The sequence below is a fragment of the Brevundimonas sp. UBA2416 genome (genome assembly GCF_002343105.1).
GTDB lineage: Bacteria > Pseudomonadota > Alphaproteobacteria > Caulobacterales > Caulobacteraceae > Brevundimonas.
Window position 1 is genome coordinate 179,061 of sequence record NZ_DDRM01000015.1, and the last position, 26,347, is coordinate 205,407.

The 26,347-nt window shown below is 68.3% G+C and carries 24 protein-coding genes; 13 read left to right on the top strand and 11 right to left on the bottom strand.

The window, feature by feature from the left end:
- Positions 1–40: 40 nt before the first annotated feature.
- Together B3E43_RS04940 and B3E43_RS04945 are read right to left on the bottom strand one after the other, a co-directional pair.
- Complete coding sequence (locus tag B3E43_RS04940; RefSeq protein ID WP_292027172.1) at positions 41–430, bottom strand: VOC family protein; 390 nt, start codon at positions 428–430, stop codon at positions 41–43.
- A gap of 13 nt (positions 431–443) precedes the next feature.
- Positions 444–1,052 carry an RNA polymerase sigma factor gene (locus B3E43_RS04945; protein WP_292027174.1) on the bottom strand — a complete coding sequence of 203 codons (609 nt, stop codon included), beginning with the start codon at positions 1,050–1,052 and terminating at the stop codon, positions 444–446.
- Between the two features lie 118 nt (positions 1,053–1,170).
- Here B3E43_RS04945 and hutU point away from each other — a divergent pair, with 118 nt between their 5' ends.
- The 3 genes from hutU to hutH are packed head-to-tail and all read left to right on the top strand — an operon-like array spanning position 1,171 to position 5,306.
- Entirely contained in the window at positions 1,171–2,838 is a 1,668-nt protein-coding gene (hutU, locus tag B3E43_RS04950) for a urocanate hydratase (protein WP_292027176.1), read from the top strand.
- 38 nt (positions 2,839–2,876) lie between these two features.
- Positions 2,877–3,728 (top strand): bile acid:sodium symporter family protein, encoded by an 852-nt coding sequence (locus tag B3E43_RS04955; protein WP_292027178.1) that lies wholly within the window; start codon positions 2,877–2,879, stop codon positions 3,726–3,728.
- A 51-nt stretch (positions 3,729–3,779) separates the two neighbouring features.
- A complete protein-coding gene (gene hutH, locus B3E43_RS04960; RefSeq protein WP_292027180.1) occupies positions 3,780–5,306 on the top strand; it encodes a histidine ammonia-lyase in 1,527 nt (508 codons plus the stop codon).
- 474 nt (positions 5,307–5,780) lie between these two features.
- Here hutH and fni read toward each other — a convergent pair whose 3' ends face one another.
- Positions 5,781–6,803, bottom strand: coding sequence for a type 2 isopentenyl-diphosphate Delta-isomerase (gene fni, locus B3E43_RS04965; RefSeq protein ID WP_292027182.1), 1,023 nt, complete (start codon positions 6,801–6,803; stop codon positions 5,781–5,783).
- A gap of 40 nt (positions 6,804–6,843) precedes the next feature.
- Complete coding sequence (locus tag B3E43_RS04970; protein WP_292027184.1) at positions 6,844–8,670, bottom strand: PPC domain-containing protein; 1,827 nt, start codon at positions 8,668–8,670, stop codon at positions 6,844–6,846.
- 98 nt (positions 8,671–8,768) lie between these two features.
- Between B3E43_RS04970 and folD the strand changes: the two genes are divergently transcribed.
- The 5 genes from folD (at position 8,769) to B3E43_RS04995 (ending at position 12,761) form a co-directional block, all read left to right on the top strand.
- Positions 8,769–9,692 (top strand): bifunctional methylenetetrahydrofolate dehydrogenase/methenyltetrahydrofolate cyclohydrolase FolD, encoded by a 924-nt coding sequence (gene folD, locus B3E43_RS04975; RefSeq protein ID WP_292027187.1) that lies wholly within the window; start codon positions 8,769–8,771, stop codon positions 9,690–9,692.
- A gap of 52 nt (positions 9,693–9,744) precedes the next feature.
- Positions 9,745–10,440, top strand: coding sequence for a LemA family protein (locus tag B3E43_RS04980; protein WP_292027190.1), 696 nt, complete (start codon positions 9,745–9,747; stop codon positions 10,438–10,440).
- Positions 10,437–11,255 (top strand): TPM domain-containing protein, encoded by an 819-nt coding sequence (locus B3E43_RS04985; RefSeq protein ID WP_292027191.1) that lies wholly within the window; start codon positions 10,437–10,439, stop codon positions 11,253–11,255. Before B3E43_RS04980 ends, B3E43_RS04985 begins: the two co-directional genes overlap by 4 nt.
- The gene (locus B3E43_RS04990; protein ID WP_292027192.1) at positions 11,249–11,941 is read left to right on the top strand and encodes a TPM domain-containing protein; all 693 of its coding nucleotides are present in this window, start codon (positions 11,249–11,251) and stop codon (positions 11,939–11,941) included. Before B3E43_RS04985 ends, B3E43_RS04990 begins: the two co-directional genes overlap by 7 nt.
- A gap of 82 nt (positions 11,942–12,023) precedes the next feature.
- Positions 12,024–12,761 (top strand): endonuclease/exonuclease/phosphatase family protein, encoded by a 738-nt coding sequence (locus tag B3E43_RS04995; protein WP_292027194.1) that lies wholly within the window; start codon positions 12,024–12,026, stop codon positions 12,759–12,761.
- On the opposite strand, the gene B3E43_RS05000 is transcribed toward B3E43_RS04995, so the two are convergent.
- Positions 12,748–14,214, bottom strand: a complete 1,467-nt coding sequence (locus B3E43_RS05000; RefSeq protein ID WP_292027197.1) for a phospholipase D-like domain-containing protein — start codon at positions 14,212–14,214, stop codon at positions 12,748–12,750. The two genes, B3E43_RS04995 and B3E43_RS05000, sit on opposite strands and share 14 nt — an antisense overlap.
- 190 nt (positions 14,215–14,404) lie before the next feature.
- Here B3E43_RS05000 and B3E43_RS05005 point away from each other — a divergent pair, with 190 nt between their 5' ends.
- The 3 genes from B3E43_RS05005 to B3E43_RS05015 all read left to right on the top strand — a co-directional run bounded on the left by B3E43_RS05005 (position 14,405) and on the right by B3E43_RS05015 (position 17,945).
- The gene (locus B3E43_RS05005) at positions 14,405–14,593 is read left to right on the top strand and encodes a hypothetical protein (RefSeq protein WP_292027199.1); all 189 of its coding nucleotides are present in this window, start codon (positions 14,405–14,407) and stop codon (positions 14,591–14,593) included.
- A 127-nt stretch (positions 14,594–14,720) separates the two neighbouring features.
- Positions 14,721–17,234 carry a tipN gene (locus B3E43_RS05010; protein ID WP_292027200.1) on the top strand — a complete coding sequence of 838 codons (2,514 nt, stop codon included), beginning with the start codon at positions 14,721–14,723 and terminating at the stop codon, positions 17,232–17,234.
- 114 nt (positions 17,235–17,348) lie between these two features.
- Positions 17,349–17,945: a hypothetical protein gene (locus tag B3E43_RS05015; protein ID WP_292027202.1), complete on the top strand. Its 597-nt coding sequence runs from the start codon at positions 17,349–17,351 to the stop codon at positions 17,943–17,945.
- Here B3E43_RS05015 and B3E43_RS05020 read toward each other — a convergent pair.
- A complete protein-coding gene (locus tag B3E43_RS05020) occupies positions 17,909–19,087 on the bottom strand; it encodes an MFS transporter (RefSeq protein WP_292027204.1) in 1,179 nt (392 codons plus the stop codon). The genes B3E43_RS05015 and B3E43_RS05020 overlap by 37 nt on opposite strands.
- Positions 19,088–19,136: 49 nt before the next feature.
- Between B3E43_RS05020 and B3E43_RS05025 the strand changes: the two genes are divergently transcribed.
- The gene (locus B3E43_RS05025) at positions 19,137–19,508 is read left to right on the top strand and encodes a DUF423 domain-containing protein (RefSeq protein ID WP_292027206.1); all 372 of its coding nucleotides are present in this window, start codon (positions 19,137–19,139) and stop codon (positions 19,506–19,508) included.
- A gap of 26 nt (positions 19,509–19,534) precedes the next feature.
- Positions 19,535–20,515 (top strand): prolyl aminopeptidase, encoded by a 981-nt coding sequence (gene pip, locus B3E43_RS05030; RefSeq protein WP_292027208.1) that lies wholly within the window; start codon positions 19,535–19,537, stop codon positions 20,513–20,515.
- A 111-nt stretch (positions 20,516–20,626) separates the two neighbouring features.
- Here pip and B3E43_RS05035 read toward each other — a convergent pair whose 3' ends face one another.
- The 5 genes from B3E43_RS05035 to mreC form a co-directional block, all read right to left on the bottom strand.
- A complete protein-coding gene (locus B3E43_RS05035; RefSeq protein ID WP_292027209.1) occupies positions 20,627–21,085 on the bottom strand; it encodes a DUF6173 family protein in 459 nt (152 codons plus the stop codon).
- Between the two features lie 320 nt (positions 21,086–21,405).
- Positions 21,406–22,563, bottom strand: a complete 1,158-nt coding sequence (rodA, locus tag B3E43_RS05040; RefSeq protein ID WP_292027212.1) for a rod shape-determining protein RodA — start codon at positions 22,561–22,563, stop codon at positions 21,406–21,408.
- Entirely contained in the window at positions 22,560–24,647 is a 2,088-nt protein-coding gene (gene mrdA, locus B3E43_RS05045) for a penicillin-binding protein 2 (RefSeq protein WP_292027215.1), read from the bottom strand. Before mrdA ends, rodA begins: the two co-directional genes overlap by 4 nt.
- Entirely contained in the window at positions 24,644–25,162 is a 519-nt protein-coding gene (locus tag B3E43_RS05050) for a hypothetical protein (RefSeq protein ID WP_292027217.1), read from the bottom strand. Before B3E43_RS05050 ends, mrdA begins: the two co-directional genes overlap by 4 nt.
- Positions 25,159–26,256 carry a rod shape-determining protein MreC gene (gene mreC / locus B3E43_RS05055; RefSeq protein WP_292027219.1) on the bottom strand — a complete coding sequence of 366 codons (1,098 nt, stop codon included), beginning with the start codon at positions 26,254–26,256 and terminating at the stop codon, positions 25,159–25,161. Before mreC ends, B3E43_RS05050 begins: the two co-directional genes overlap by 4 nt.
- Between the last annotated feature and the right edge of the window lie 91 nt (positions 26,257–26,347).

Genomic DNA, 26,347 nt, shown 5'->3' on the forward strand with positions numbered 1-26,347 from the left:
TCTCCCCTTCAGGGAGAAGGACCTCGCGGGCCGGATCGCGTTACGCCCGGCCGCGCGGCTTGTCCTCGGTCTGATACATCGAAAGGACGTGGCCGTCGGGGTCGGCGAACTCGGCCGAAAACCCGCCCGGCGCCTCGCTGACCGGAGTCACGATGGTCGCCCCCTTTTCGGCCAGGGCGGTGACGATGTCGTCGATGCCGCCGTCCGCGATGTCGAAGACCACGATCGGCGTATTGCCGGGCCTCGAGTCCTGTTTGAAGAAGATGAGATCGACGCCCCCCGCCGTATTGGCCATGAGCCAGTCGTTTCCCGACCCGTCATCGCCCATGTTCATGACCTCAAGCCCGAGCACCTCGCGATAGAAGGTTTCGGTACGGACCGTGTCCTTCACATAATAGCAGATGGTGCCGATCCGCGTTTTTCCGAACATCGCAATCTCCTTTTCAGCTGTCAGATGACCCTTGTTGCCGCTGCAGGGGAATTCGTGACGACACGACGAAGAGATTTCCGTCGGGGTCGTGCGAGCCGAACGCCCGGCCTCGATCACCAACCCGGCCCAGCAGCGCGCGCCGCATCAGCCCGAACGGCAGATCGCCCCGCAATTCCATGTCCGCGACACCGTCTCCGGCTCCGACCAGTCGACGCCGGATTTCGCTGATCCGCTTGCGCAGGGCGACATCGGAAAGCCGCAGCAGCCAGGCGATCTCGGCCCGGGTATGTCCGGTGAGCGCCAGAAGCGCCGTGGTCCGGAGCGCAGGCGGCAGGTCGGGAATCCGCCCGGCGCCCGGGAAATCCGGCAAGACCATATCCGGCACGGTCGCCTGGAAGTCAGCCTCGCGTCGCCGACGGCGCGCGGCGCTCCTCGCATCCAGCAGCCCGCGGTTTCGCATCACGCCGGCCAGCCAGCGTCGGTTCTCGGCCCGCGTCAGGTCTCCGCGCCCGGCTTCCAGGGCGATCAGCAGCGCGTCCTGCAACAGGTCCTCGGCCTCCGCCAGGCGCCGGACGCGCCTGCGGGCCTGGCCCAGCAACAGCATATATGTCCTGCGATCCATCGAACCCCCGACGCCCGGGGGAAGTCTACAGACCGGCGACAGGAGACGGCAACGCCCGGCCGCAGCCGGCTTTCGTCCCGCCTTCTCGCCCGCCGGGAGACGGGCTAGAGAGGCCGCCATGACGATTCAAACCCCGAACACCCGCGTCATCCGCAGCCCGCGCGGCATGGAGATGACGGCGAAGACCTGGGCCGCCGAGGCCGCCCTGCGCATGCTGATGAACAACCTCGATCCCGAGGTGGCCGAACGGCCCGAGGACCTCGTGGTCTACGGCGGCATCGGCAAGGCCGCGCGCGACTGGCCGTCGTTCGACCGCATTGTGACCGAGCTCCGCAACCTCGAGGCCGACCAGACCCTGCTGGTGCAATCCGGCAAGCCCGTCGGCGTCTTCCGCACCCATGCGGACGCTCCCCGAGTCCTGATCGCCAACTCCAACCTCGTGCCCAAATGGGCGACCTGGGAGCATTTCAACGAGCTCGATCGCAAGGGCCTCATGATGTACGGCCAGATGACGGCCGGCTCGTGGATCTACATCGGCACCCAGGGCATCGTTCAGGGCACCTACGAGACCTTCATGGAGGCCGGACGCCAGCACTATGGCGGCGACTGGTCCGGCAAATGGATCCTGACCGCCGGCCTCGGCGGCATGGGCGGGGCCCAGCCCCTGGCGGCGACCATGGCGGGGGCCTCCTGCCTCGCCGTCGAATGCCAGCGCAGCCGGATCGAGATGCGACTGCGCACCCGCTACCTCGACGTCATGGCCGAGACCCTCGACGAGGCCCTCGCCCTGCTCGAACAGGCGAAGTCCGACGGAAAAACCATATCCGTCGGCCTGTTGGGTAACGCAGCTGATGTTCTGCCTGAACTCGTCCGTCGCGGCGTCCGGCCCGATCTGGTCACCGACCAGACCAGCGCCCACGACCTCGTCAACGGCTATCTGCCGCAGGGCTGGACCGTGGCGGAATGGGAGGACAAACGCGTCTCCGATCCCGAGGCCGTAAGGGCCGCGGCCGCCGCCTCCTGCGCCGTCCACGTCAAGGCCATGCTGGACTTCCAGGCCGCCGGCATCCCCACCACCGACTACGGCAACAACATCCGTCAGGTGGCCTTCGACGAGGGTGTCAGCAACGCCTTCGACTTCCCCGGCTTCGTCCCCGCCTACATCCGCCCGCTGTTCTGCCGCGGCATCGGCCCCTTCCGCTGGGCCGCCCTGACCGGCGATCCTGAGGACATCCGCAAGACCGACGCAGCGATGAAAAGGCTGTTCCCCGACAACGCCGGCCTGCACCGCTGGCTCGACATGGCGGGCGAGCGCATCGCCTTCCAGGGCCTGCCCGCCCGCATCTGCTGGATCGGCCTCGGCGACCGCCACCGCGCGGGCCTGATGTTCAACGACATGGTCGCCTCGGGCGAATTGAGCGGCCCGATCGTCATCGGCCGCGACCATCTGGACAGCGGCTCGGTCGCCAGCCCGAACCGCGAGACGGAATCAATGATTGACGGGTCGGACGCCGTGTCCGACTGGCCCCTGCTGAACGCCCTGTTGAACACCGCCTCGGGCGCCAGCTGGGTCTCGCTGCATCACGGCGGCGGCGTCGGCATGGGCTACAGCCAGCATTCGGGCGTGGTCATTGTCGCCGACGGCACCCCGGAGGCCGCCAAACGCCTCGAACGCGTCCTCTGGAACGACCCGGCCACCGGCGTCATGCGCCACGCCGATGCGGGCTATGAGATCGCCAGGGAAGCCGCCCGCGAGAATGGCCTTAACCTGCCCGGTCTGACCTGATCTGACCCGGCCGCCCCCCGCCTCCTGAGGAACACCGCATGGAATTCGCCGCCATCGCCCTGCCCCTCGCCCTCGGGGTCATCATGTTCGGCCTCGGGCTGGACCTGACGCCCGCCGATTTCGTCCGGGTGGTGAAACAGCCGAAGGCCGCCGCCGTCGCCCTCGCCTGCCAGCTGCTGCTGCTGCCGGCGATCTGTTTCGGCCTGGTGCTGCTGTTCCGGCTGCCGCCGATCCTCGCGGTCGGGATGATGCTGCTGGCGGCCTCGCCCGGCGGTACGACCGCCAACCTCTACAGCCACCTGTTCCGGGGCGATGTGGCGCTGAACATCTCGCTGACCGCGATCAACTCGGTCATCGCCGTGGTCACCCTGCCCGTCCTCACCAACCTGGCCATCGCCTATTTCCAGCCGGGCGACCTCAGTGTCGGCCTGCAGTTCCGGAAGACACTGGAGGTTTTCCTGATCGTCCTCGGCCCGGTGGCGCTGGGCATGACCGTGCGGGCCATGAAACCGGGCTTCGCCACCGCCATGGACAAGCCCGTCCGCATCGCCTCGATCGCCATTCTGGTGCTGGTGATCGCCGGCTCCGTCGCGAGCAGTTTCGACCTGCTGGCCGCCAACTTCCTCCTGCTGGGCGGGATCGCTACCGCCTTCTGCGTGCTGAGCCTGACGGTCGGCTATCTGGTTCCGCGCCTGCTGAAGGTCGAGAAGTCCCAGGCGGTGGCCAGCGCCTTCGAGGTCGGCATCCACAACGCCACCCTCGCCATCGTTATCGCCCAGGGCGTGCTGGGCCGGTCGGACATGTCACTGCCGGCCGCCATCTATGGCGTGCTGATGTTCCCGATCGCGGCCTTGTTCGGGCTATGGGTCACCCGGCGGCGGCCCGGCTGAGCCGCTGACCAATTTTCCGTACCTTCCGCAACGGGACAAGCAGAAGCAGATATGACCCTCACCATCGGCCACGCCCCTCTCACTCTCGCCCAGCTGCGCGCCGTGCTGGACGCCCCCTGCACTGTCGCCCTGGCCCCCACGGCGTGGACCGCCGTCGAGCGCGGCGCGGCCGTGGTCGCCGCCATCGTCGCCGAGGGGCGCACCGTCTATGGCGTCAACACCGGTTTCGGCCTGCTGGCCAACACCTCCATCGCCACGGACGATCTGGAGACCTTGCAGAAGAACCTCGTCCTCAGCCACGCCTGCGGCGTCGGCGCCCTGCTGCCCGACGAGGTCGTGCGCCTGCTGATGGTGCTGAAGATCGCCAGCCTGTCGAAGGGCGCCTCGGGTATTCGCCGCGAGACGCTCGAGGCCCTGATCGCCCTCGTCAACGCCGACATCCTGCCCTGCATCCCCTCCAAGGGCTCGGTCGGCGCCTCGGGCGACCTCGCGCCGCTGGCCCATATGTCCTGCGTCCTGATCGGCGTCGGCGAGGCCCGGCACAACGGCGAGACCCTTTCCGCCGAGGCCGCCCTCGCCCGCGCCGGCCTCAAGCCTCTGGTGCTCGGCCCCAAGGAAGGCCTCGCCCTCCTCAACGGCACCCAGTGCTCGACGGCCCTCGCTCTCGCCGGCCTTTTCGCGGCCGAGGCCGCCTTCGCCGCTGGGATCGCCGCCGGGGCCCTGTCGGTCGATGCGCTGAAGGGCTCCGACGCCCCGTTCGACGCCCGGATCCACGCCCTGCGCGGCCAGCCCGGCCAGATCGCCGTCGCCGCCCGCCTGCGCGCCCTGATGGCCGGCTCGGCCATTCGCGACAGCCACCGTGAGGGTTGCCACAAGGTGCAGGATCCCTACTCCCTGCGCTGCCAGCCCCAGGTCATGGGCGCCGTGCTCGACGTCCTGCGCAACGCAGCCGCTACCCTCGAGCTCGAAGCGAACGCGGTCACCGACAATCCGCTGGTCTTCATCGAGGAAGGCGACGTGATCTCCGGCGGAAACTTCCACGCAGAACCCGTTGCTTTTGCAGCTGATATGATCGCCATGGCCCTGTGCGAAATCGGCAATATCTCCGAACGCCGCACCTCCATCCTCGTCGACCCCAAGATGAGCGAACTGCCCGCCTTCCTCGTCAAGGAATCCGGGCTGAACTCCGGATTCATGATCGCCCAGGTCACCGCCGCCGCCCTCGTGGCCGAGAACCGGATGGTAGCCCATCCCTGCAGCATCGACACGGTGCCCACCTCGGCCAATCAGGAAGACCACGTCTCCATGGCCACCCACGGCGCCCGCCGCCTGCTGGAAATGGCCGAGAACACCGCCGCCGTGGTCGGCATCGAGCTTCTGGCCGCCGCCCAGGGTCTGGAATTCCACCGCCCGCTGACGTCGTCGCCCGATCTGGAAAAGGTCTGGGCCATCGTGCGAGAGGCCGCCGCCGCCTACGGCTCTGACCACTATTTCGCGCCGGATATCGCCCGCGCGACCGACGGCGTCCGTGCGGGCCGCTACCGGGTGTTCGCGGGGGATCTGCTGCCGTCGGCGTAGCCTCTCCCGCTATCGTCATCCTCCGGCGAGCGCAGCGAGACCGGGGGACCCAGCGGCGCGCGATAGCGCGAACCTGCCGAGAGCGCGGATGGACAGATCGCCTTCGGCGCCGCTGGGTCCCCCGGTCTGCGCCGCGAAGGCGCGGCTTGCCGGAGGATGACGAAAGTGACGGGAGCAACAGTGTAATCTCGCCCCCCATCTTCCCGCCCCTTTGAACCCCGAAACCACCCTTTCGACCCCTCAGGGCCGACCGGATACGCGCCGTTTCCTCCCCCACGACCGAATCCGACGCACCCGCGTGCATCAATGCTTCCACGCCCACGGGCGCGGTCATTGACACGCTGAATTCTCCCGACAGGACCGCACCCAGGCCTGCCGATCCCCGCGCAAGGCCCCCCCCCTGCCGACGCCGCGAAATGCGACGCAATTTTTCGGCTGAAACAGTGTCTTTCCGCCCCTCGCGGGCGTCCGGCGTCAGCCCTGCAGCGGCGCCTTGCGCAGGGCCGCCAGATTTGCGGAGCCGGTGCAGAAACAGACGGTGCGCATCTGGCGCAGCACGGTATGGAAATGCTCCACCACCGCCTCCGTCGAGACCGTCGCGGCGCCCAGAACCCCGGCCGCCTGACCAACCATATCCGCGCCCAGCCGGATCGCCTTGGCCGCCTCGACCCCGTCGTGGATGCCGCCGGAACCGATGATCAGACCCTTGGGACAGGCCGCACGGATTTCGGCGATAGCCGTCGCCGTGGGTATGCCCCAGTCGGCGAAGGCGGCGGCATGGGCCTTGTCGCCCTCGCCCTCGGCCCGCTCGCCCTCGACCGTAGCCCAGTTCGAGCCCCCCGCGCCGGCCACGTCGACCGCCGCCACGCCCATGGCGAACAGCCGCTTTGCGGTAGCCGCCGAAATCCCGGCCCCCGTCTCCTTGACCACCACCGGCGCGTCAATCGCCTTCACCAGCGCCTCCAGCGCCGCGCCGACGCCCCACCAGTCGCGGTCGCCCTCGGGCTGGCAGGCCTCCTGCAACGGGTTCAGGTGCACGATCAGTGCGTCGGCGGCGATCATGTCCAGCACGCGCCGGGCCTCGTCGACGCCGAAGCCGCGCGTCAGCTGGGCCGCGCCGATATTGGCCAGGATCGGCGTGTCGGGAGCCCGAAGCCGCAGGGCCATATCCAGCCCCGGCGTCGCGCCCTCTGCGTCCAGCGCCGCCCGCTGCGATCCGACGGCCAGGGCGATGCCCAGATGCTGCGCCGCCTCGGCCAGCCGGGCGTTGATCGCCTCGGCCCGCGCCGGCCCGCCCGTCATCGAACTGATCAACAGGGGCGCTTTCAGGCGTCGGCCTAGGAAATCTGTCCCGAGGTCGATCTTGCCGTGATCCAGATCCGGCAGCGCCTCGTGCACGAAGCGAACCTCGCCGAAGCCGTTGTCCAGCCCATGGACCGCCATCCCCGCAAGGATGACATCGAGATGCTGATCCTTGCGGTTCACGATATCGGACACGCCGTCACTCTACGCGTCCGGCATGCCCGGGGCGATACCCCTAGGGCTGCTTCTCGACGTTCAGCGCATAGGCTCCGGTCTGCCCCTGCTGGAAGGTGCCGGCCCGGACCTCGTAGATTCCGTCCGCGGGCGCGGTCCATTCCAGCTTGGCATGGGTGTCCGACAGACTGTCATCGTCCGAACCCAGCACCTCGAAGCCGCCGCCGTCCTGCTCGCGTCCGACCACCAGGAAGCTGTCGACCTCGTTGGAGACCATGGTGATCAGCAGCTTCTCGTCTTCCTTCAGGGTCACGCGATAGGCGTCATAGAAGCTGTTGTCCTGGGCGGTCGCGTCGGTTTCGGTCAGGATGCCTCTCGCCGTGGCGCCGACCAGAACGCTGCCTGGCTGAGGCTGCGGCCCGCGGTCGATCAGCTCAAGGGCGTAAAGACCCTTTCCTTCCGATCCCAGCGGCGAGACCCGGAGCACATAGTCGCCGTCTTCCGGCAGGGTGTAGTTGAGCCGGGAATCGGTGCCCTCGCCCAGACCGTCGTCGTCAGAGGCCAGGGGCTCGAACTCCGCCCCGGCGCGCCCGATCTGCAGATAGGTGTCGAAGTCGCCGGACCGCATGATCGCCTGGACCCGCTGGCCCGCCGCGCCGCTGAAGGAGAAGGCGTCATAGCCGCGATCGTCGCCGTCGACCGGATCGGTCTCGCTGATCTCTCCCTGGATCGGCGAGCCGAAGGCCAGCGTCTCCGGAGCCTTCTCCGGCTCGACCTCGGAAACCGACAGCGAATAGCCGCCCGTCGATTCCGTGAAGGCGCGGGCCTCGATGAAATAGACGCCGGTCCGCGGCAGGGTGAAGGTGAGCCTCGAATTAGTGCCCTCGGCCCCGCCGTCGTCGTCCTCGGCCAGGCTGACGCGGCTGGCGTCGAACAGCTCGATGTAGGTGTCGAATGCGTCCGAGCTCATTTCGATGCGGATGCGCTGGCCCTCCCGTCCGGAGAAGCGATAGGCGTCGGCGGTGGCGCCTCCAACGCCCTTGCCGTCTCCCTCGGACAGCGCCCCTTCGACCGAGCCGCCGATCTCGATCTCCTGGGCGGCGGCAAGTTCCGGCCCGCGCGCCAGGGCCAGGGTGTAGGCGCCTTCGTCGCCCGCGCCGAGCGGCGTCGCCCGGATGATGTAGTCGCCGCTCTCCTCCGCCATGAAGATCAGCCGCGAGTTGAGGCCCGTCTCCAGCGTGTCGTCGTTCATGGCCAGTTCGTTGAACTCGCCCGCCCGCATCTGGCCGACCCGGACCACGGGATCGAAATCGTCGGCGGTCAGGTCGATGACGAACCGGTCGCCCGCGCGGGCCCGGAAGGTGTAGGCGTCATAGGCTCGGCCGCCTTCGCTCTCCGGATCGCCCGCCGTCAGCGCGCCCTGGATCGACTGTCCGACGCGGATGCCCGACGGCCGCGGTGGGCGACCCGCCGGCGGACGCTGGGTCAGGCCGAGGGAATAGGCCCCGCCCCGGATGCCCGAGAGGGTGCGGGCCCGGAGCACATAGGTTCCCGCCCGGTCCGCCGTGAAGCGCAGCCGCGAATGGGTGCCTTCGCCGAGACCGTCGTCGTCCTGCGCCAGGGCCTCGCTGTCGCCCTGGTGAAAGACTTCGAGATAGGCGTCGAAGTCGTCAGCGCGCATGATAGCTTCCAGCCGCTGGCCGGCGCGGGCGCGGATCAGATAGTCGTCGTAGCGGTAGGCGTCGTCGGCCGCCGTGCCGTCGCCCTCCGTGATCTGGCCCTCAATGGTCCGGCCAGGCGAAAGGGTCTCCGCGCGCTGGGCAAGCGCCGGCGCCGAGATCGACAACGCCAGCAGGCTGACGGCGGCGAGAATGGTCTTACGGCGCATGGATATCCCCTTGAATGCGACTCCGATCATAGACGCCGAACCGCGCCCTCTGTAAATCGCGGCGACCGCACGATTCCTGACGACCGGAGCCGAAATCCATGACGGCCGACCCCGCCCGCGCGACCCTGATCGACGGCAAGGCCTTTGCGGCCGGCTTGGTGGAGCGCGTCGCCGCCGCCTCGGCGCGGCTGGAAACAGCGCATGGCGTCAAGCCGGGCCTCGCCGTCGTCATCGTCGGCGAAGACCCCGCCAGCCAGGTCTATGTCCGCAACAAGGGCGAAACGACCCAGCGCGCCGGCATGCGGTCCGACACCCACCGCCTTGCCGACACGACCTCGCAGGTGGACCTGCTGGCCCTGATCGCGGCGCTGAATGCCGACGCCGGCATCCACGGCATTCTCGTCCAGTTGCCCCTGCCCGGCCACATCGACGCCTCGGCCGTGCTGGACGCGATTGATCCGGACAAGGACGTCGACGGTTTTCACGTCGTCAACGCCGGGCGTCTGGCTGTCGGCCTGCCAGGGCTGGTGCCCTGCACGCCGCTGGGCTGTCTGATGCTGCTGAAGGCCGAACTGGGTGATCTGTCCGGGCTGAACGCCGTGATCGTCGGACGCTCCAACATCGTCGGCAAGCCGATGGCGCAGCTGCTGCTGGCCGAGAGCTGCACCGTGACCGTCGCCCATTCCCGGACCCGCGACCTGCCCGCCCTGTGCCGCACCGCAGACATACTGGTGGCCGCCGTCGGCCGACCGGAGATGGTGCGCGGCGACTGGATCAAACCCGGCGCGGCGGTCATCGACGTCGGCATCAACCGTGTGCCGTCCCGCGATCCGGTCAAGGCGGCCGAGGGCAAGACCCGCCTCGTGGGCGACGTCGCCTTCGCCGAGGCCGCCGGGGTTGCTGGACAGATCACGCCAGTGCCTGGAGGCGTGGGCCCGATGACCATCGCCTGCCTGTTGGCCAACACCTATTCGGCCGCCTGCCGGTCCATCGGCGTCACGCCCGAACCTCTGGACGCTTGAACCTGCGCCATTGAACCCCGATAGTCGGACTCTGGCCTGTCAGGAGACGTCGATGATCCGCTTCTCGCCCCGTGTTTCGGCCCTCGCGGCCGTCGTGATCCTGACCCCCGCCATGGCGGGTTGCGGGATCAACGCCATCCCGACCAAGGAAGAGGCCGCCAAGGCAAAATGGGCCGATGTCCAGTCGCAGTACCAGCGCCGCGCCGACCTGGTGCCCAATCTGGTGGCCACGGTGCAGGGCGCGGCGATCGCCGAGCGCACCACCCTGACCCAGGTGATCGAGGCCCGGGCGCAAGCGACCGGCGTGACGGTCACGCCAGAGACGCTGAACGACCCGGCGGCCTTCCAGCGCTACCAGGCGGCCCAGGGCCAACTCTCGCAGGCGCTGTCGCGGCTGTTGCTGGTTGTCGAGCGCTATCCGGACATCAAGTCGAACCAGAATTTCATCGCCCTGCAGTCCCAGCTGGAAGGCACTGAGAACCGGATCGCCATCGCGCGGCGCGACTACAATGAGGCCGTGCGGGACTACAACACCTCGCTGCGCACCTTCCCGACGGTGATCTGGGCCAACACGATTCACGGCGGGTCCGAGCCGATGCAGCTGTTCTCGGCGACCGAGGCGGCGCAATCAGCGCCGGGCGTGAATTTCGACGCCCTGAACCCGGCCCAGCCCGGTGGCGCGGCGCCTGCCGCCGCACCCGGCGCGGCGCCGCCTGCAGCTCCGGCCGCAGCCCCGGCGGCGCAGTGATCCGCACCCTCCCGGGTTCTCTTGTGATCAGGGCCGCCGGCCTGATAGCGGCCTTGCTGGCCGTCGTCTGGCTGGCGGCCGTCGCCCCGGCGCTGGCCGCCGGCCCGACCTTTCCGCCCCTGAACGGTCGGGTCATCGATCACGGCGACCTGATCTCTGACGCCAAGGAACTGGCTCTGGCCGGAAAGCTGGAGGCGCTGGAGCGCGATACGACCGATCAGGTCGTCGTCGTCACCGTGCCCGACCTTCAGGGCTATGAGATCGAGGAATACGGCTATCAGCTCGGCCGCGCCTGGGGCATCGGCCAGGCGGAGAAGAACAACGGCGTCCTGCTGATCGTCGCGCCGCGCGAACGCAAGGTCCGCATCGAGGTCGGTTACGGGCTCGAACCCGTCCTGACCGACGCCCTGTCGGCCCTGATCATCCAGAACGAGATCCTGCCCTCCTTCCGCGAGGGCCATTTCGAACGCGGCATCGAACAGGGCGTCGACGCCATCGACCGCCAGCTGAGGCTGGATCCGGCCGAGGCCCAGGCCCGCGCGGCAGCGGCGGAGCGACCCAGGTCCGAAGCGCCCATCGGCGTCGGGGTGGTGATCGCGGTGATCTTCATCCTGATGATCCTCGCCATGATTGGCGGCGGCGGGGGACGCGGTCGCCGACGCCCCAGCGGGGTCGGTCCCATACTGCTGTGGGCCGCGACTGAGGCGCTGAGAAGCAGCGGCCGCGGCGGCGGCGGCGGATTTGGTGGCGGCGGAGGCGGTTTCGGCGGCGGCGGCGGCAGCTTCGGCGGCGGGGGAGCATCGGGCGGATGGTGATCAAGCTGACTCCCCAGGTTCAGGGCCGCATCGGCGACGCGATCGCAGCCGCCGAGACCAGGACTTCAGGCGAGATATTCTGTGTTCTGGCCCGACGGGTCTCGTCCTATCGCGACATCTCGCTCGGCTGGGCGGCCGCCGCGGCCCTGCTCCTGCCGCTGGGCCTGATCCCGTTCGGCTTCGATCCAGCCTGGATTCCGGGTCTGGGAGACGGGTGGCAGGCCGCCCATCTGGCTTCCACCGATGTCGTTGTAGGCCAGTCGCTGGCCGCCTACGCCCTGATCCAGTCTGCGGTTTTCGTGACCGTCTTCCTGCTGACCTCGATCCCTGCCGTTCGGCGTGTCGTCACGCCGCGCAGCGTCCGTCGGGCCCGGGTGCGCCGCACAGCCATGGAACAGTTTCTGGCGCACGGTCTGCATGTCACCCGCGAGCGGACCGGAGTCCTGATATTCGCCGCGCTGTCCGACCATCAGGTCGAGGTCGTCGCCGATGAGGGCATCTACAGCAAGGTCGACCAGGCCGTCTGGGCCGACGCCGTCGAGGCGCTGGCCAAGGGCATGAAGAAAGGCGACCCCGCCGCCGGTTTCGAGGTCGCGATCGGTCTGTGCGGCGATGTTCTTGCCGCGCACTTTCCACCCCGGGCTTCAAATCCCAATGAGGTCGCGGATCGTCTGGTCCTGATCTGAACCAAGGTCGCCCTTCGCCGCTTTGGTGTCGTATTCCCCGTGGTATTGGCCTGACCACCGCCCGGACTGTTCCCAGGACGTCATGCCCCGTCTGCTGACCTACAATGTTCACCGCTGCGTCGGCGTCGACCGCAAGCTCGACGTCGCCCGCATCGTGGGCGTGATCGCCGAGCACGAGCCGGACATCGTTTGCCTGCAGGAGCTGGACGTCGGACGCGCCCGCACGGGCTATGTCGATCAGGCCCGGTCAATCGCCGACGGTCTGGCCATGACCTTCCATTTCCACGCCGCCATGCAGGTCGAGGCCGAACAATACGGCGACGCCGTCCTGACCCTCAGGCCCGAGCGGCTGGTGAAGTCCGGACCGCTGCCGAGCATTCGCGGCGTGCCGGGTCTGGAGCCGCGCGGCGCCATATGGGCGGCCGTTGACTTCGACGGGGTCGAACTTAACGTCATCAACACCCACCTCGGCCTGGTACCCCGCGAGCAGAGGCTGCAGGCGGCGGCGCTGGTTGGACCGGACTGGCTGGGCCATCCCGACTGCGTCGGCCCGACCCTGCTCACCGGCGACTTCAACGCGACGTCGGTCACCCGACCGTATCAGACGCTCGCCCGGCGGCTTGCCGACTGTCAGCGTAGTCTGGGGCTGAAGCCCTCGGTCAAGACATTTCCATCAAGCTTCCCGGCCATCCGGATCGACCACTGCTTCACCAGCCCTGAACTGGTGGTCACGGCGGTGAAGGCGCCCTTCTCTCCCCTGGCCCGGATGGCGTCCGACCACCTGCCGCTGATCATCGATTTCGAGATCAGGACTCCCTAGGCGCCGGCAGGGTGCGGTGAGACCGGCTGCGTCGCTTCCAGGGGCGGAACGCATCCCGCGTCGAGGTCGGATCGCCAAGCTGGAATTCGGCGATGACGCGTTCGATACGCGAAGGCGGCTCGGCGCCGAGCACCTTCATCCGGCCGGTGTCGAACCGATGGATCGCTTCGCCCACCTTCCCGGTAACGGCCTCCACCGCGGCAAAGGCCTCGCCGTCGATACCGATCCAGTGGCCAATGGTGCGGTGGCGGAACCGACGAATGGCGTCCCGGCCAGCGGCGTCCGCCGGTTCCGCCGCAATGTCGCACTCCGTGTCGAAACCGAATGACCGGTTGTTCAGATTGGTAGAGCCGATCCGTAGCACCGCGTCGTCATAGATCGAGACCTTGGCGTGGACGATGATCCGCTCACCTTTTCGGGTATGGGGCGTGAAGGCGAAGAACCGATTGTGACGGTCGGCCTGCTCCAGTCGGAACAGGACCTCCGATCGGGCCGTATCCATGGTGATCCGGTCGAACCAGCTGGGGCTGGTTCCAGTCGAAACAAGCACGATTTCAGGCCCGTCCGGATCGCCCAGCCGCGCGGCCAGCGCCTCGGCGATCGCGGGCGAGGTGAAATACTGGTTCTCCATATAGATCAGGTGCTTCGCACGCCGGATCGCGTCGAGATGAAGGGCCTCATTCTCACGGACCTCGGCGCGCCCGGCAGCGGCCGGTTCGGTGCGGGCGATAGCCACCGGCGTCCCGAGCAAGTCGGGTTCCAAACCATCGGGCCAGGCATCGCTGTCGGCTTCGTCCGGGATGGTCCGTTCGCCCGTCGACCGAAACCACCGCTCCCGCGCCAGATCGCCGAGCGCTCTCGCAGCCGCCCCGTCCATGACCGCCATCACCTCATGCCGGGGCGGCGGGATCAGACCGGACGGCTGACAGCGACGCGGATCGCCATCCAGATGTTCTTCGGAATCCCATCGGTCCGTTGAGATGTCGCCGCCGCCGCAGAAGGCCACGGCGTCGTCGATAATGATCACCTTCTGGTGGTGGCAGGCGCCGAACGTCGGGGGCGGATCAAGCCGGAACTCCACCAGCCGCTTGCGGAACCAGACTTGAGCCTTGTGCGGATAGAAACCTTGCGACGCCGCGATCAGAAGGGGCGATTTCCAGATCAGCAACCGCACATCCAGATTTGGATGAGCCTTCACCAGCATGCGCAACTGGTGACCGATCTGGGCCTGATGGTCGTCATGCGAACTCTGCGGATCCAGCCGCGTGCGAGGATCGAACTGCCAGCCCAGAATGACGATCGAACGGCGCGCCTTGCCCAGGGCCGACCGCAGGGCGTCGAAATACGCGGCATTCTCCATCAGAACGGCGAACCGGTCCGCCGTCTCGACCCGCCAACAGTTGCGGCCCGGCGTCAGCAGGCTGTGGCTCTGGTCGTGCCCCGTTTCGTTCATGGCGCAGGTCTGGCCGATTCGCGTGACGGCGATGTGCGCCCCAAGCTCTACAGGACGCACGCCAGCCACTTCCGTTCCATGTGAAAGCGTATCGGGTCAATCGTGACGCTTTGTTCATGTGGAGCAGGATTGTCCGAACCTTGTTTTAGGGGCATAAGAACCGCCGTCAGTCGGACAGGGGAGATCGGCGATGCAAGCGCTGATCGAGTTTATCGCAGGGTTCGTCGCCATGCTGGCCGCTGCGGCCTTGTCGCAGTTCGGCGTGGATCTCGACTCGCGTCAGACGCCCCAGCGGGAAATCCATCGCGTCCGTGATTGCGGAGACAGCCCGTCCGCCGCCGTCCTGGCAGCATCGACCGATCGCAAGCAGGATTGCTGATCCCAGGGGCGCGACTGTCCCCTGAATCATACACCCCTGACTTTGCGCACCGCGATTGACTCGTTAGGGTCGAAACGTCCTATCGCGCGCCAGCTGTCGGCGCGCACCGTGACGAGATCGCCGCTCCATGAAATCACCCCGTCAACGGCCCGCGCTGAACCTGACCGAACCGGAACCGGCGACGCTGGTCGACGGGTCGGTCATGGATGCCACCGATCTCTCGCTGCCAGACAAGGATCCGGGCGCAGCCCTGGAACGGCCGATGTCCGAGCGACGGCGACGCAGGCTGGCTGAAGAGCAACGCCGCGCTGAAGAACGGGCGCTGGCTGAAGCGGAGCGCGCCACACCGCCACCGACCGTCACACCCGAGTTGGCGGTATCAGCAGATGCGCCGCCCGTGACGTATGAAGCGCCACCAGCTCCGGCGCGCGTCCAGGGCCGTGAGAGTCCTGCCCCATCTGGGCGACACGCCTATCTGGTCGCCGGCGTCGCTTCTGCGCTCTGGATCGGCGGCGTGGCTGCATGGCTGGCTTTCGAGGTGGGTTCCGGCGCCGTCGAGCTGGAGCCGCTTCGGTTGGCCGTCTATGCGTTGATCGCCCTGGCGCCCGCCGGCATGGCCATCATGCTGGCCCACGCCGTGCGCCAGGGCGCGGGGCTGGCGGTCGAGACCCGCCGGGCGCGCGAATTGGCAGAGGCCTTGATCGCGCCTACCGCCCTGGCGGCCCAGCAGACCGGCGAGGTTCTGAACTCGCTGCGCAACGACATCGACCAGGCGTCGCTGGCGGCCGAACGCGCCCGAAGCGACATGGCACTGCTACGCGAGGCCCTGTCGCAGGAGACTACCCGGCTGAACGAGGCCGCCGAGACGGCCGGGCGCACCGCGCGACGCCTCGCTGAACAACTCGGCGGCGAACGTGAGAAGATGCAGGATCTGGCCACCCGGATGGACAGCCAGGCGTCCGGCGTGATCGACGCGGTCGAGCGGCAGTCTCGGATGGTGGTGGACGCCTCCGACCTGGCCCAGACCCAGCTTCGCGAAGCGGAAGCCGCCCTGGCCGCGCGCGCCGCCGACCTCGCCGCAGCCGCCAGCGAAGCCCAGGACGCCGCCCGTGTCGCGGCCGACGATCTGGCCCGTCAGACCTTGCGGCTTGAGAATGCAGGATCGGGCGTCGCCGAGCAGATCCAGTCGGTCGAAGAGGGCCTGGGTCAGCAACGCGCCGCCCTGGTCACCGCCGCCTATGCCCTGCGCACCGACCAGGAGGACTTCTCGGCCCAGGTTGAAAGCCAGCGAGCTCAGCTGAGCGAACAGCTGTCCGCAACCCGGAACGCCGCTGGCGAACTCGGGGAAACCTCGACGCGGACGACCGAGACCATCAAGGATCTGGTCGAGGCCGCGACCGACCAATTCCGGGCGCTGGTCGAAATGTCCCAGCGCGAGGCCGACGGCTTCGACGCGGCGACCAAGCTGGCGCTGGACCGGTTCGAAGCCCTGGCCGCCGAGGCGCGCGACGCACTGGTCGAAGAGACCCGCTCCGCGCTGTCCGCCCTGCAGGCTACGGCCGAAAAATCCCGCGAGGCTGCCAGCCATGCAGCGGAACAGGCCCAGATTCGCGCCGACCGGCTGGGCGAGGCGCTGTTCGACGCCGCTCAGAAGGCCGACCAGGCGGCGGACGCCCGCGTCGATACGGCCCGCAAGATTGTCATCGAAACCACCGGACTGGTCGACGAGGCGGGTGATCGGGCGCTGGAGCGTCTTGAATCAACGGTCGAACGGATGACCGCCGCCCTCGCCCGGATCGACGAAACGATCGGCGACCTCGATGAACGCGCCTCTCGCCTGCCCGAAGAGGCCCAGAAGCGGGTCGAGGCCGTCAGAGCCACGGTTGAGGAAGGCCTGGCCGCGCTGGCCGCCGCCTCGCAAAAGGCCGCCGCCGACACCGAGGCGCTGGACGCCGGCTTCCAGGAGCGGGTGCGGCGCAACTACGACATGCTGACCGAGGCCGTGCGCCTGATGGGAGTGGTGTCCGGCGATGCGCCCGCGCTGCGCCGCCGCGAACCTGTCCCGCCGCCTGCGGCAGGCCAGTCCGAGGCTGACACCGGCCGCTCACGCACGGCCAGGGGCGAAGAGCCGCGCGCCTTCGGGCTGAGGGGGCGGTTGAAGCTTGAGCCCATGCCTGGCTCAGGCGCTCCGTCCGGTGATCGACTGGACTGGAATGATCTGGTCGATGACGGTCCGGGCGAGGCCCCCTTGGATCTGGATACCCCCGTGATGCCCGCAGAGGCCGCCGAGGCGCTGGAGGCGCGGATCACCGCCGCCATTCGGCGTATGGGCGTCGATCCGAACGCCCTCCTGCCCCGTTCTCGGGTCGAGGAGGCGGCCCAGGCCGTGGCCGAGCGCGATCCGGACCGGGCGCGCCAGATTGTTCGGCGCGTGGCGCCGGCGGCGGTTCGCAGCGTTTCGCGCCGGGTTCTGACCGACCCGGATCTGCGAGCGGACGCCGAGGCCTATGTCCGCGGCTTCTCGCGCGATCTGGCGACCCGTGCCGGGGCGAGCGATGGGTCCGGAATTCTCGGGCGTCTGACATCGGATGGCGGACGGGCGTTCATGCTGCTGGACGCGGCGGTCGGTGATCTCGCCTGAGGGGCGAATTTCATGAGGGCGGATGCCCCCGATGGCGATTGAGCCTTGACGCCGGGGCCCGGGTAGCCACACCTTGCCGGCCGGTGTCACACTTCTGTCATATACAGGCCGGTCATGCTTGAGCCCAAGGACGAGGCAGCCCCGGACTACCGGCCGGCGCTCGTCATCTGCGCCTGGGAGGTAGACGAGGCAGGCTGGGATCCGGTCGAAGACCTGTCGGGCGCTACCTGGAACCCGATCGGCGCGCGGACGCTCGCAGTCGCCGCGGGCGAGCCCGAGGCTCTCGCAGCCACCCTGTCCGCCCATCTCGAGGACCGGAGCTGCCGGGGCCTGCTGTTGGTGGGACGCACGCGGCGCAGCGATGCCTTCCGGCTCCAGATCCGGGCCGAAAACCGGTCGCTTGACGGCGGCCGGCTGGACACCGTCGGGCCAGGGATGGCCCGGGCGACCGCGCCGGTTACGGACATCGTCAGGGCCCTGAACAAGGCCGGACTGACCGCCGACGCCAGTTCCGAGTCAGAAGAGGATGCCGGCAGCTATCTGCTGTACCGCGTCCTGTCCGGTTTGCCGGACGGGCCGGATACGCCGGCGATCGGGCTGTTGCGCGCCCCGGAGCATGAGAGCGACGCGGCGGTGCAGCGGGCGGTCAAGGCCGCGGCCCAGGCCATGGCGCATCATCTCCCGCCCCTGCCCCGCTCCCGCGCCAACTGACCGCGCAGGGGGATCGCGGCCAGCAGGCCGGCTCCGGCCAGCGCGGCCATCGCCCAGTACCCTCCAGCTCCGAAGCGATCGTAAAGGGGCCCCGATACCGCCGTCGCCAGACCGATCAACACGCCCGCGGACAAGACCGAACTGAGCATCTGGGCGGCCGTATGCGTATCGGGCGGCGACAGGCGTTCGACCAGTTGGACTCCGGCGAGGAAGGTGGCGGCGAAGGTCAGGGCGTGCAGGGCCTGCAGCGGCCATAGCAGCCAGAGCGGCGGGGCCAGCGCCATGAGGCCCCAGCGCAGGACGGCGGCGGCCGAACCGACCATCAGCAGACTCCAGGGACCGATGCCGACGCGCCGGCGCCAAGGCTCGAACAGCCACATCAGCGCGATCTCGACCACGACGCCGAAGGCCCAGAGTTGGCCGGTCACGGCTTCACTGATCCCCTGCGCCTTCCACAGGATGGCGGAGAAGCCGTACTGGAAGGCATGGGCAGCCTGGACCGCGCCGACGGCGAAGATCGTCGTCAGAAAGACGGGATCGACCATCAGCCGGCCGAGGCCCCGGAACCGCTCCCGGCCCAGGACGGGCGCGCCGTCTGCCACGGGTTCCGGCGGCAGGGCCAGGATGGCGGCGGCCGCGAAGGCAAACGACGTCACCACGATCCAGACGATGATCCCGTCGACGGGCGTGGTGAGGAGAAGCACGCCCATGCCGATATTGGCGACAACGAATGCGGCGGAGCCCATGCCTCGCGGCCGGGCGAAGGTGAAGCCGAGGCGTGATGCGAGGCGCAGGGTCATCACGTCGGTCAGCGGCACCAGCACCCCCATGGCCGTGGCGCCGATGAACCAGCCGACGGCGCGCAGGGCGAATCCGTCGGCAAGGCCGGCCAGACTGTAGCCAAGAGCCATGATCAGGCCGAGCAGGGCGATCGGCGTGCGCCTCAGCCGGAAGCCGTCCGCCCAGACGGCCAGCAGCGGCCCGGTAATGATTCGCGCCAGCATCGGCGCCGCCAGCACGGTTCCGATCTGGGCCCCGCTCAACCCTTGCGCGCTCAACCACAGGCCTGCAAACGGGAGGCTCACGCCAGTGGCGCCGAAGAGCAACACATACTGCAGGGACATGCGCTGGGCGGCGGTCATGCCGGCGGGATAGCAGACGCATGGGATTCTGTCGGCTAGCGTCTGGGCCGTGCAGATTCATCGCAATCTTGCGGCCTTCGCGGCCTTGAACGGCGCGCTTGCCGTGCTGATCGGGGCGTTTGCGGCGCATGGGGCCGGACCGCAGGTCAAGTCCCTGCTGACCACCGGATCGCACTACCAGATGGTCCATGCCGTTGTGGCTCTTGTCTGCGCGATCTGGCCGGGCCGCGAACGACTGGTGGTGCTGGCCGGCTGGCTGGCCTCTGCGGGCGGGCTGGTGTTTTGCCTCGCCTTGTCGGCCATCGCTCTGCTAAGCCTGACGGCGATGGGTGCAATCGCACCAATCGGCGGCGTGCTGATGATCGCAGCTTGGCTTTTGCTGCTGATTGCCGCATTGCGGTCACAATCCACACCCGCCTGACGGCGCGAACGAGACCGATTACCCGTATGGCCTTCCCTGCGCCCGACGCCCCGCGCCGCGAACTGTTCCCTGAAATCGAGGCCTATGCCTCCGGCTTCATGCCGACCGACGGCGTGCACGAGATCTATTACGAGGAATGCGGCAATCCCCAGGGACTCCCGGTCGTGGTCCTGCACGGCGGGCCGGGCGGTGCGGTCAATCCGGGCATGCGGCGCTATTTCGATCCGGCGAGATACCGGATCGTCCTGTTCGACCAGCGCGGCTGCGGTAAGAGCCGGCCGAACGCGTCGCTGGAGGACAACACCACCTGGACGCTGATCGAGGACATCGAACGGCTGCGTGAACAGCTTGGCATCGACAAATGGGTCGTGTTCGGCGGCAGCTGGGGTTCGACGCTGTCGATGGCCTATGCGATCACCCATCCCGAGCGGGTCGCGGCCTTGCTGCTGCGCGGCATCTTCCTGCTGACCAAGCCGGAACTGCACTGGTTCTACCAGGATGGGGCGTCGCAGATCTTCCCGGACGCCTGGGAGCGGTTCGTCGCGCCGATCCCCGAGGATGAGCGTCATGACCTGATGGGCGCCTATTACAAGCGGCTGATCGGCGACGACAAGGCGGAGCGCGAGCGCTGCGCCGTGGCCTGGTCGAGCTGGGAGGGCGAGACGGTCAGCGTCGAAGGCCCCGACGCCCGGCCGGACAAGTTCGCCGAGCCCGAGTTCGCGGTCGCCTTCGCCCGGATCGAATGCTGGTACTTCATGAACGGCGGCTTCTTCCCCGAAGAGGGCTGGCTGCTGAAGAACATCGGGCGGATCAAGCACATCCCCTGCTGGATCGCCCAGGGCCGCTTCGACGTGGTGACGCCGATCACCAGCGCCTGGGCCCTGCATCGGGCCTGGCCCGAGGCGAAGCTGGACATCGTCAAGGACGCCGGCCACGCCTCGAGCGAGCCGGGCATCGTGGACAGTCTGGTGCGGGCCACGGACTGGGCCGCTTCGCTGCAGGGATAAGGGATAAGGGATAAGGGATTAGGGATTAGGGATTAGGGAGACTGCTGCCGGGCCGCTCGCCTGCGGCAACCACCCTCTGAACCTAATCCCTAATCCCTTATCCCTAGCCCCTCACTTCGGACTGGTCTTCCTCACCAGTTCCGAGAGCTGGAAGCCGATGCGGCGGGCTTCGCGTTCCTCGGGCCGCTTGCGGGCATCGAGCAGGACGTTGATCTGGGCATAGTGCTGGATCAGGCGGACCGGCTTGCCATCCGAATTCTTGCCCAGGAACATGATGAAGTCCGGGCCCCAGAAGCCGAGATCCTCGATCGACATGGTGCCATCGCCCGGCAGGCCGACGATGCGGGCGCCGATCTCGTCGTCCTTGTCGAGCCCCTTCTCGAAATCCTCGATCAGTTTGGACAGGCGGACGAAGGCCCATTCGGCGGGGTTCTCGCGCATCTGCACCCCTTCCATGAGGGCGGCGGCGCGTTCCGGCGTGGTGGCGGGCAGGCCCGGCTTCGGACAGGGTTTGTCGCCCCAGTCGGGAACGAAGGCGGGCGGTGCGGCAGGCTTGGGCTTGTCTGTCATGCCAACACCGTAGCGGTCCCTTCCGTTCGTGGGGAGGGCGTGCATGCTGTTCTTAGGTACGACGGCCGGAAGGTTCATCACAGCGGACACAACGAGGTCACAACGGACACGACGGGAGCGGGGAGTCGCAAGGTCAGCGCTGCGTGTTCGGCTTGGTTGCGGCTTCGCCGCATTGTGAAATCAACCAGGCCCAGTGTCCGGGGTTGTCCCGATGCATCGAGCGCGGTGGGGGACAGCGGCGCTGCGGACCCGTTGTGCCCGCTGTGACCTCGTTGTGTCCGCTGTGATGAACTTCCGCCGGCTGAAGTCTGGGTCGCCCCCTAGAACAGCCCCTGCCCTTTCGGCAGCTCGGCGTAGCGGTGGACGCGGGTGGACAGGATCAGGCCGAAGCCGAACATCACCGTCATCATCGAAGACCCCCCGTAGGAGAGCAGCGGCATCGGCACCCCGACGACCGGGGCGAGACCCATGACCATGGCGCCGTTGATCAGGACGAACAGGGCGAAGAAGGCCGTCATCCCGGCGGCGGCGATCCGGCCGAAATGGCTGTGGGCCAGGGAGGCGATACGCAGGGCGATCAGGATGATGGCGATGTAGCAGGCCAGCACGGCGAACGACCCGACGAAGCCGAATTCCTCGGCCACCGTCGAGAAGATGAAGTCCGTGTGCCTTTCCGGCAGGAACTCCAGCTGGCTCTGGCTGCCCAGACCGTAGCCCTTGCCCAGGACCCCGCCCGATCCGAGGGCGATCTTGGACTGGATGATGTTGTAACCCGTGCCCGACGGATCGGACTCGGGGCTGAGGAAGGTCAGGACGCGGTTGCGCTGGTATTCCTTCATGCCGAACATGACGAAAGGCGGGATGATGGCGGCGGCGGCGACCGCGCCGGCGGCGATGACCCGCCAGCTGAGGCCGGCGAGGACCATGATCGCGCCGCCGGTCAGACCGATGATCATCGCCGATCCGAGATCCGGCTGTTTTGCGACCAGAACGAATGGCAGGCCGATCATGCCGGCCGGGATCAACAGCTTCCACGACCAGCGGGCCTCCTGGGCCGTATGGCTGTGGTACCAGCGGGCCAGAGCCAGAACGAGGCCGAGCTTCATGAACTCGGCCGGCTGGATGCGGATGAAACCGAGGTTGAGCCAATTCCTTGCGCCGCCGGCGACGTAACCGAGCGGAGTGAATTCGATCATCAGAACCAGCAGCAGCAGCACCGCATAGAGCGGATAGGCGGCGCGGAACCACCATTTCGGATGCAACATGGCCAGGGCCAGCATCACGACCAGCAGGAGGCCGAAGCGGATCGCGTGCTTGATCGCCCAGGGCTGCCATTCGCCGCCCGCGATCGAATAGAGCATGGCGGTGCCGACGAAGGCGACCATGCACAGCAAGGCGACCAGGCGCCAGTCCAGTTCGGTGATCTTGGTCGAAAGGCGATCGCGTTCGCCGGGACGGGTCAGGGCCGAGGCGGTCATTGCGGCGGCTCCGACAGATAGGGGCGTGGTCCGCTGGTCGCGGTCGGGGCGCGGCGACGCGCCGGTGCGGCGGGCGCAATCTCTTCGGCCGCGGCGCCCGTGACCTCGCCACCCGGCCCGGCGCCGAGTTCGCCCTCGTCCGCGCCGGCGGGGGCGACCGCTTCGGGCGGCAGGGGGCGCTCGATCCGGGCGCGCATGTCGGGGTCCTTGAGCAGGACGGTCTTCATGATCTCGCGGGCGCGGGGGGCAGCGTCAGCCGAACCGCCGGACGGCGCGTGCTGGATGATCAGGGCGATGGCGTAGCGCGGCGCGTCATGCGGGGCGAAGGCGACGAACAGGGCGTGGTCGCGGCGCGTCCAGACGGCGTCACGTGGCCCACGCGAACCCGTGCCGTAGTCTCGCGACTGGGCCGTGCCGGTCTTGCCGGCCATCTGGATGTCGCCGAGGCCGAGCTGGGAGGCGCGATAGGCGGTGCCGGTGACATCGTTGGCCACGGCGGCCATGCCGGCCCGGACGATATCGAGGTGCTCCTCGCTGAAGGGAAGGTCCCGGCCAGCGCCTGGCGCCGGGCGTTCGACGCCGCCCACCGACTTGATCAGACGTGGTGTGATGGCCTTGCGGCCATGGGCGAGGCGTGCGGTCATGACGGCCAGTTGCAGGGCCGTCGTCGAGACTGCCCCCTGGCCGATGGCGACGGACAGGGTCTCGCCCGGATACCAGGTGCCGGCGTCCGGATGGGTGGCGCGGGTGCGGCGGGCGTAATCGGCCTTCCAGGCGCGGCTGGGCATGGTGCCCCGGCTCTGGCCGCCGATGCCGATCTCATAGACCTGATTAAAGCCCAGATCCTCGGCGACGCGGGCGATGCGGTCGACGCCGGCGCGATTGCACAGGTGGTAGAAATAGGTGTCGCACGAGTTCTTGATGGCGTTGTGCATATCCATCGAGCCGTGGCCGCCGCGCTTCCAGCAGCGGAAGGTACGGTTGCCATAGCGATAGCCGCCCGTGCAGTTGACCCGCTCGGCCGGATTGACGCCCGCATCCAGCAAGGCGAGCGCGGTGGTCATCTTGAAGGTCGAGCCGGGCGGGAAGCTGCCGTAGATGGCCTTGTCCAGCAGGGGCTTGCGCTCATAGTCGCGCAAGGCGTTGTAGATGTTCGACGGGACGCCCCCGACGAACATATTGGGGTCGAAGGATGGCGCCGAGACCATGCAAAGGATGTCGCCGTTGCGGATATCCATGACCACGCAGCCGCCGGATTCCTCGCCATAGACCTCGAGCGCGCGGTTCTGGACGTCGGCGTCGAGGGTCAGGATCACGTCCTTGCCGGGGATCGCCTGGCGCGAGCCGCCGATGTCCTCGGCCACGACCCTGCCCCGCGCATCGACCTCGACGCGGTTGCCGCCGGCCTCGCCGCGCAAATCGATGTCGAACGACTTCTCCACCCCCTGACGTCCGATACGGAAGCCGGGGTTGTAGAGAATGTCCGGGACCTTCTCACCGCGATCCTTGATGGCCTGGATGTCGCGGTCGTTGGGCTTGGCGACATAGCCGATGACGTGGGCGAAGGCCCCGCCGAACGGGTAGTAGCGGGCCTCGTTCATGTCAGCCATGACGCCCGGCAGCTCGTTGGCGTAGAGATTGACCCTGGCGAACTCCTCCCAGCTCAGATCGCTCTTGACCGGCACCGGCGAAAAGCGCGGGGCGGCGTTGACCTCGCGGATGATTGAGCGGCGCCGGTCCATGGTGTCGGGCAACAGGCGGCCGAGCAGATCCAGGGTCTGGTCCAGATCCTTGGTCTCGTCGCGCACCACCAGAACCCGGAAGCTGGGACGGTTGCCGGCGATGACCACGCCGTCGCGATCAAGGATGCGGCCGCGCGGCGGGGGCACGAGACGGAAGTTGAACTGGTTGTTCGACGCCATGGTGGCGTACTGGCCGGCCTGGATGACCTGAAGCTGGGCCAGACGGCCGGTCAGGGCCAGGCCGCCCAGCGTGGTCAGGCCGCCGAGCACGAAGGTGCGGCGCAGGAAGGAGCCCTGACGCTCGTTGACGTCCGAAAAAAAGATGGAGGGTTCGGAACTCACCGGAACCTCACATCGCCGTCCTCGAACCGCTCGATCATCCTGTCGGCGAACGGGAAGAGCAGCAGGGTCGGTACGATCTGGCCGATCAGGGCGAGAATGCTCGGCGGATTACGGGCGATCAGGGTGACCACCAGATACGCCATCAGGAAGGCCAGGGTGCAGCAGGCGGCGTACCAGGCGAACAGGACAGCCGTGTCCTGACCGATCAGGAAGCTGCGCGAGGCCAGAACCACAGCATAGATGGCCAGCAAGACGAGGGCCCACAGGCCGAGCGGGCCATAGGTCAGGATGTCCAGAAGCAGGCCGAGCAGGGTCAGCACCAGAGGGGCGGTCACCGAGGGGCGGATGAGCGGCCAGGCGAAGGCCAGCACCATCGGAATGACCGGCTCGGGCAGGTGAAGGCCGAAGAGCTCGACCGGCGTCGCGAGAAGGATGGTGACGGCGACCGTGACCACGGCCGGAATAATGATCCACTGCACCGGTCCGACGACGCGGACCGCGACCGGCCGTCTCATTCGGTCCCTCCGGGCGGCAGGGCAGCGGGCTGGGACGGCGGCGCAGCGGCGGCGGGCGGCGGGGCGGCGGGTTGCGGGCGAGCCGCCTCGGCGGCCGTGGCGGCGGCAGTGTCGGATCGTCTCTGCTCGGCCTGGGCGCGGGCGGTCTCACGGCGGGCGGCGGCGTCCCGGATGGCGGAAGCCTGTTCAGGGCTCGCCTCGGACAGGGTGCCGAGCGCGGCCAACGGCGGGGCGTTCAGATCCTCGGCGCCGATCAGCTGGCCGAAATCCTCGAACAGCATGACCCGGACGAAATCGATGGCGCCGCGGTCGCTGAACAGCTTCACGCGCCAGCTGCCGTCGATGCCGCGTGCAGCGACGCCGATCGGCACGCCCCGCGGGAGGCCGCCGCCGTCGCCGGACGAGAGAATGCGGTCGCCGACCTGGACCGAACCGACGCCGCGCATGAACTCGAGCCGCGGGTTCGGCGAGCCATCCCCCTTGAGGATGGCGCGGGCGTCGGTGCGGTCGACGAGCACGGGGATCTGGCTGGCGACATCGGTGACCAGCAGCATGCGGCTGATGCCGGGCGAGACGCCGACGATGCGTCCGACGAGCCCGTGTTCATTGATGACAGGATTGCCGACCTTGACGCCATTTGCCGAGCCGGCGTCGAGCAGCCGGGCCTTGGAGAAGGGGCCGCGTGTGTCGAGGATGGAGCGCGCGGTCTGCATCGCCACCGGCGGCTCGGGCCGGATGCCCAGCATGGTCTCATAGCGGGCGTTGACGTTCTTGAGCGCGATGGCCTGGTCGCGCCAGGGCTGGAGCTCGGCCAGTTCGCGCTTGAGCCGGCGGTTCTCCGACACGGCGAAGAAATAGCCGCCGACATAGTCGCTGGCATGGCCGAACCACCGCACCGGGGCCGCAAAGACGCCGCCGACCGGCCCGGCGACGGCTTCCACGCCGGAGCGCACGGGCTGGTAGGGCGAGGTCTGGGCGCGGGCGTCGCTGATCAGCAGCAGGATGCAGCCGATGGCGGCGAGCACGACTGTGACGGCCGCGGTCCAGACCAGCGGCACCTTGATGTTCTCGAACGGTCCGTCGCGAAACGCCACGGCGCGCCTTCCTCAGAAAATGGGAATCAGCGGGACGCCCCCGGCCGATCTGTCGAGCCTATCGCAAAATCCGTGCCGGTTGGGAACCGGC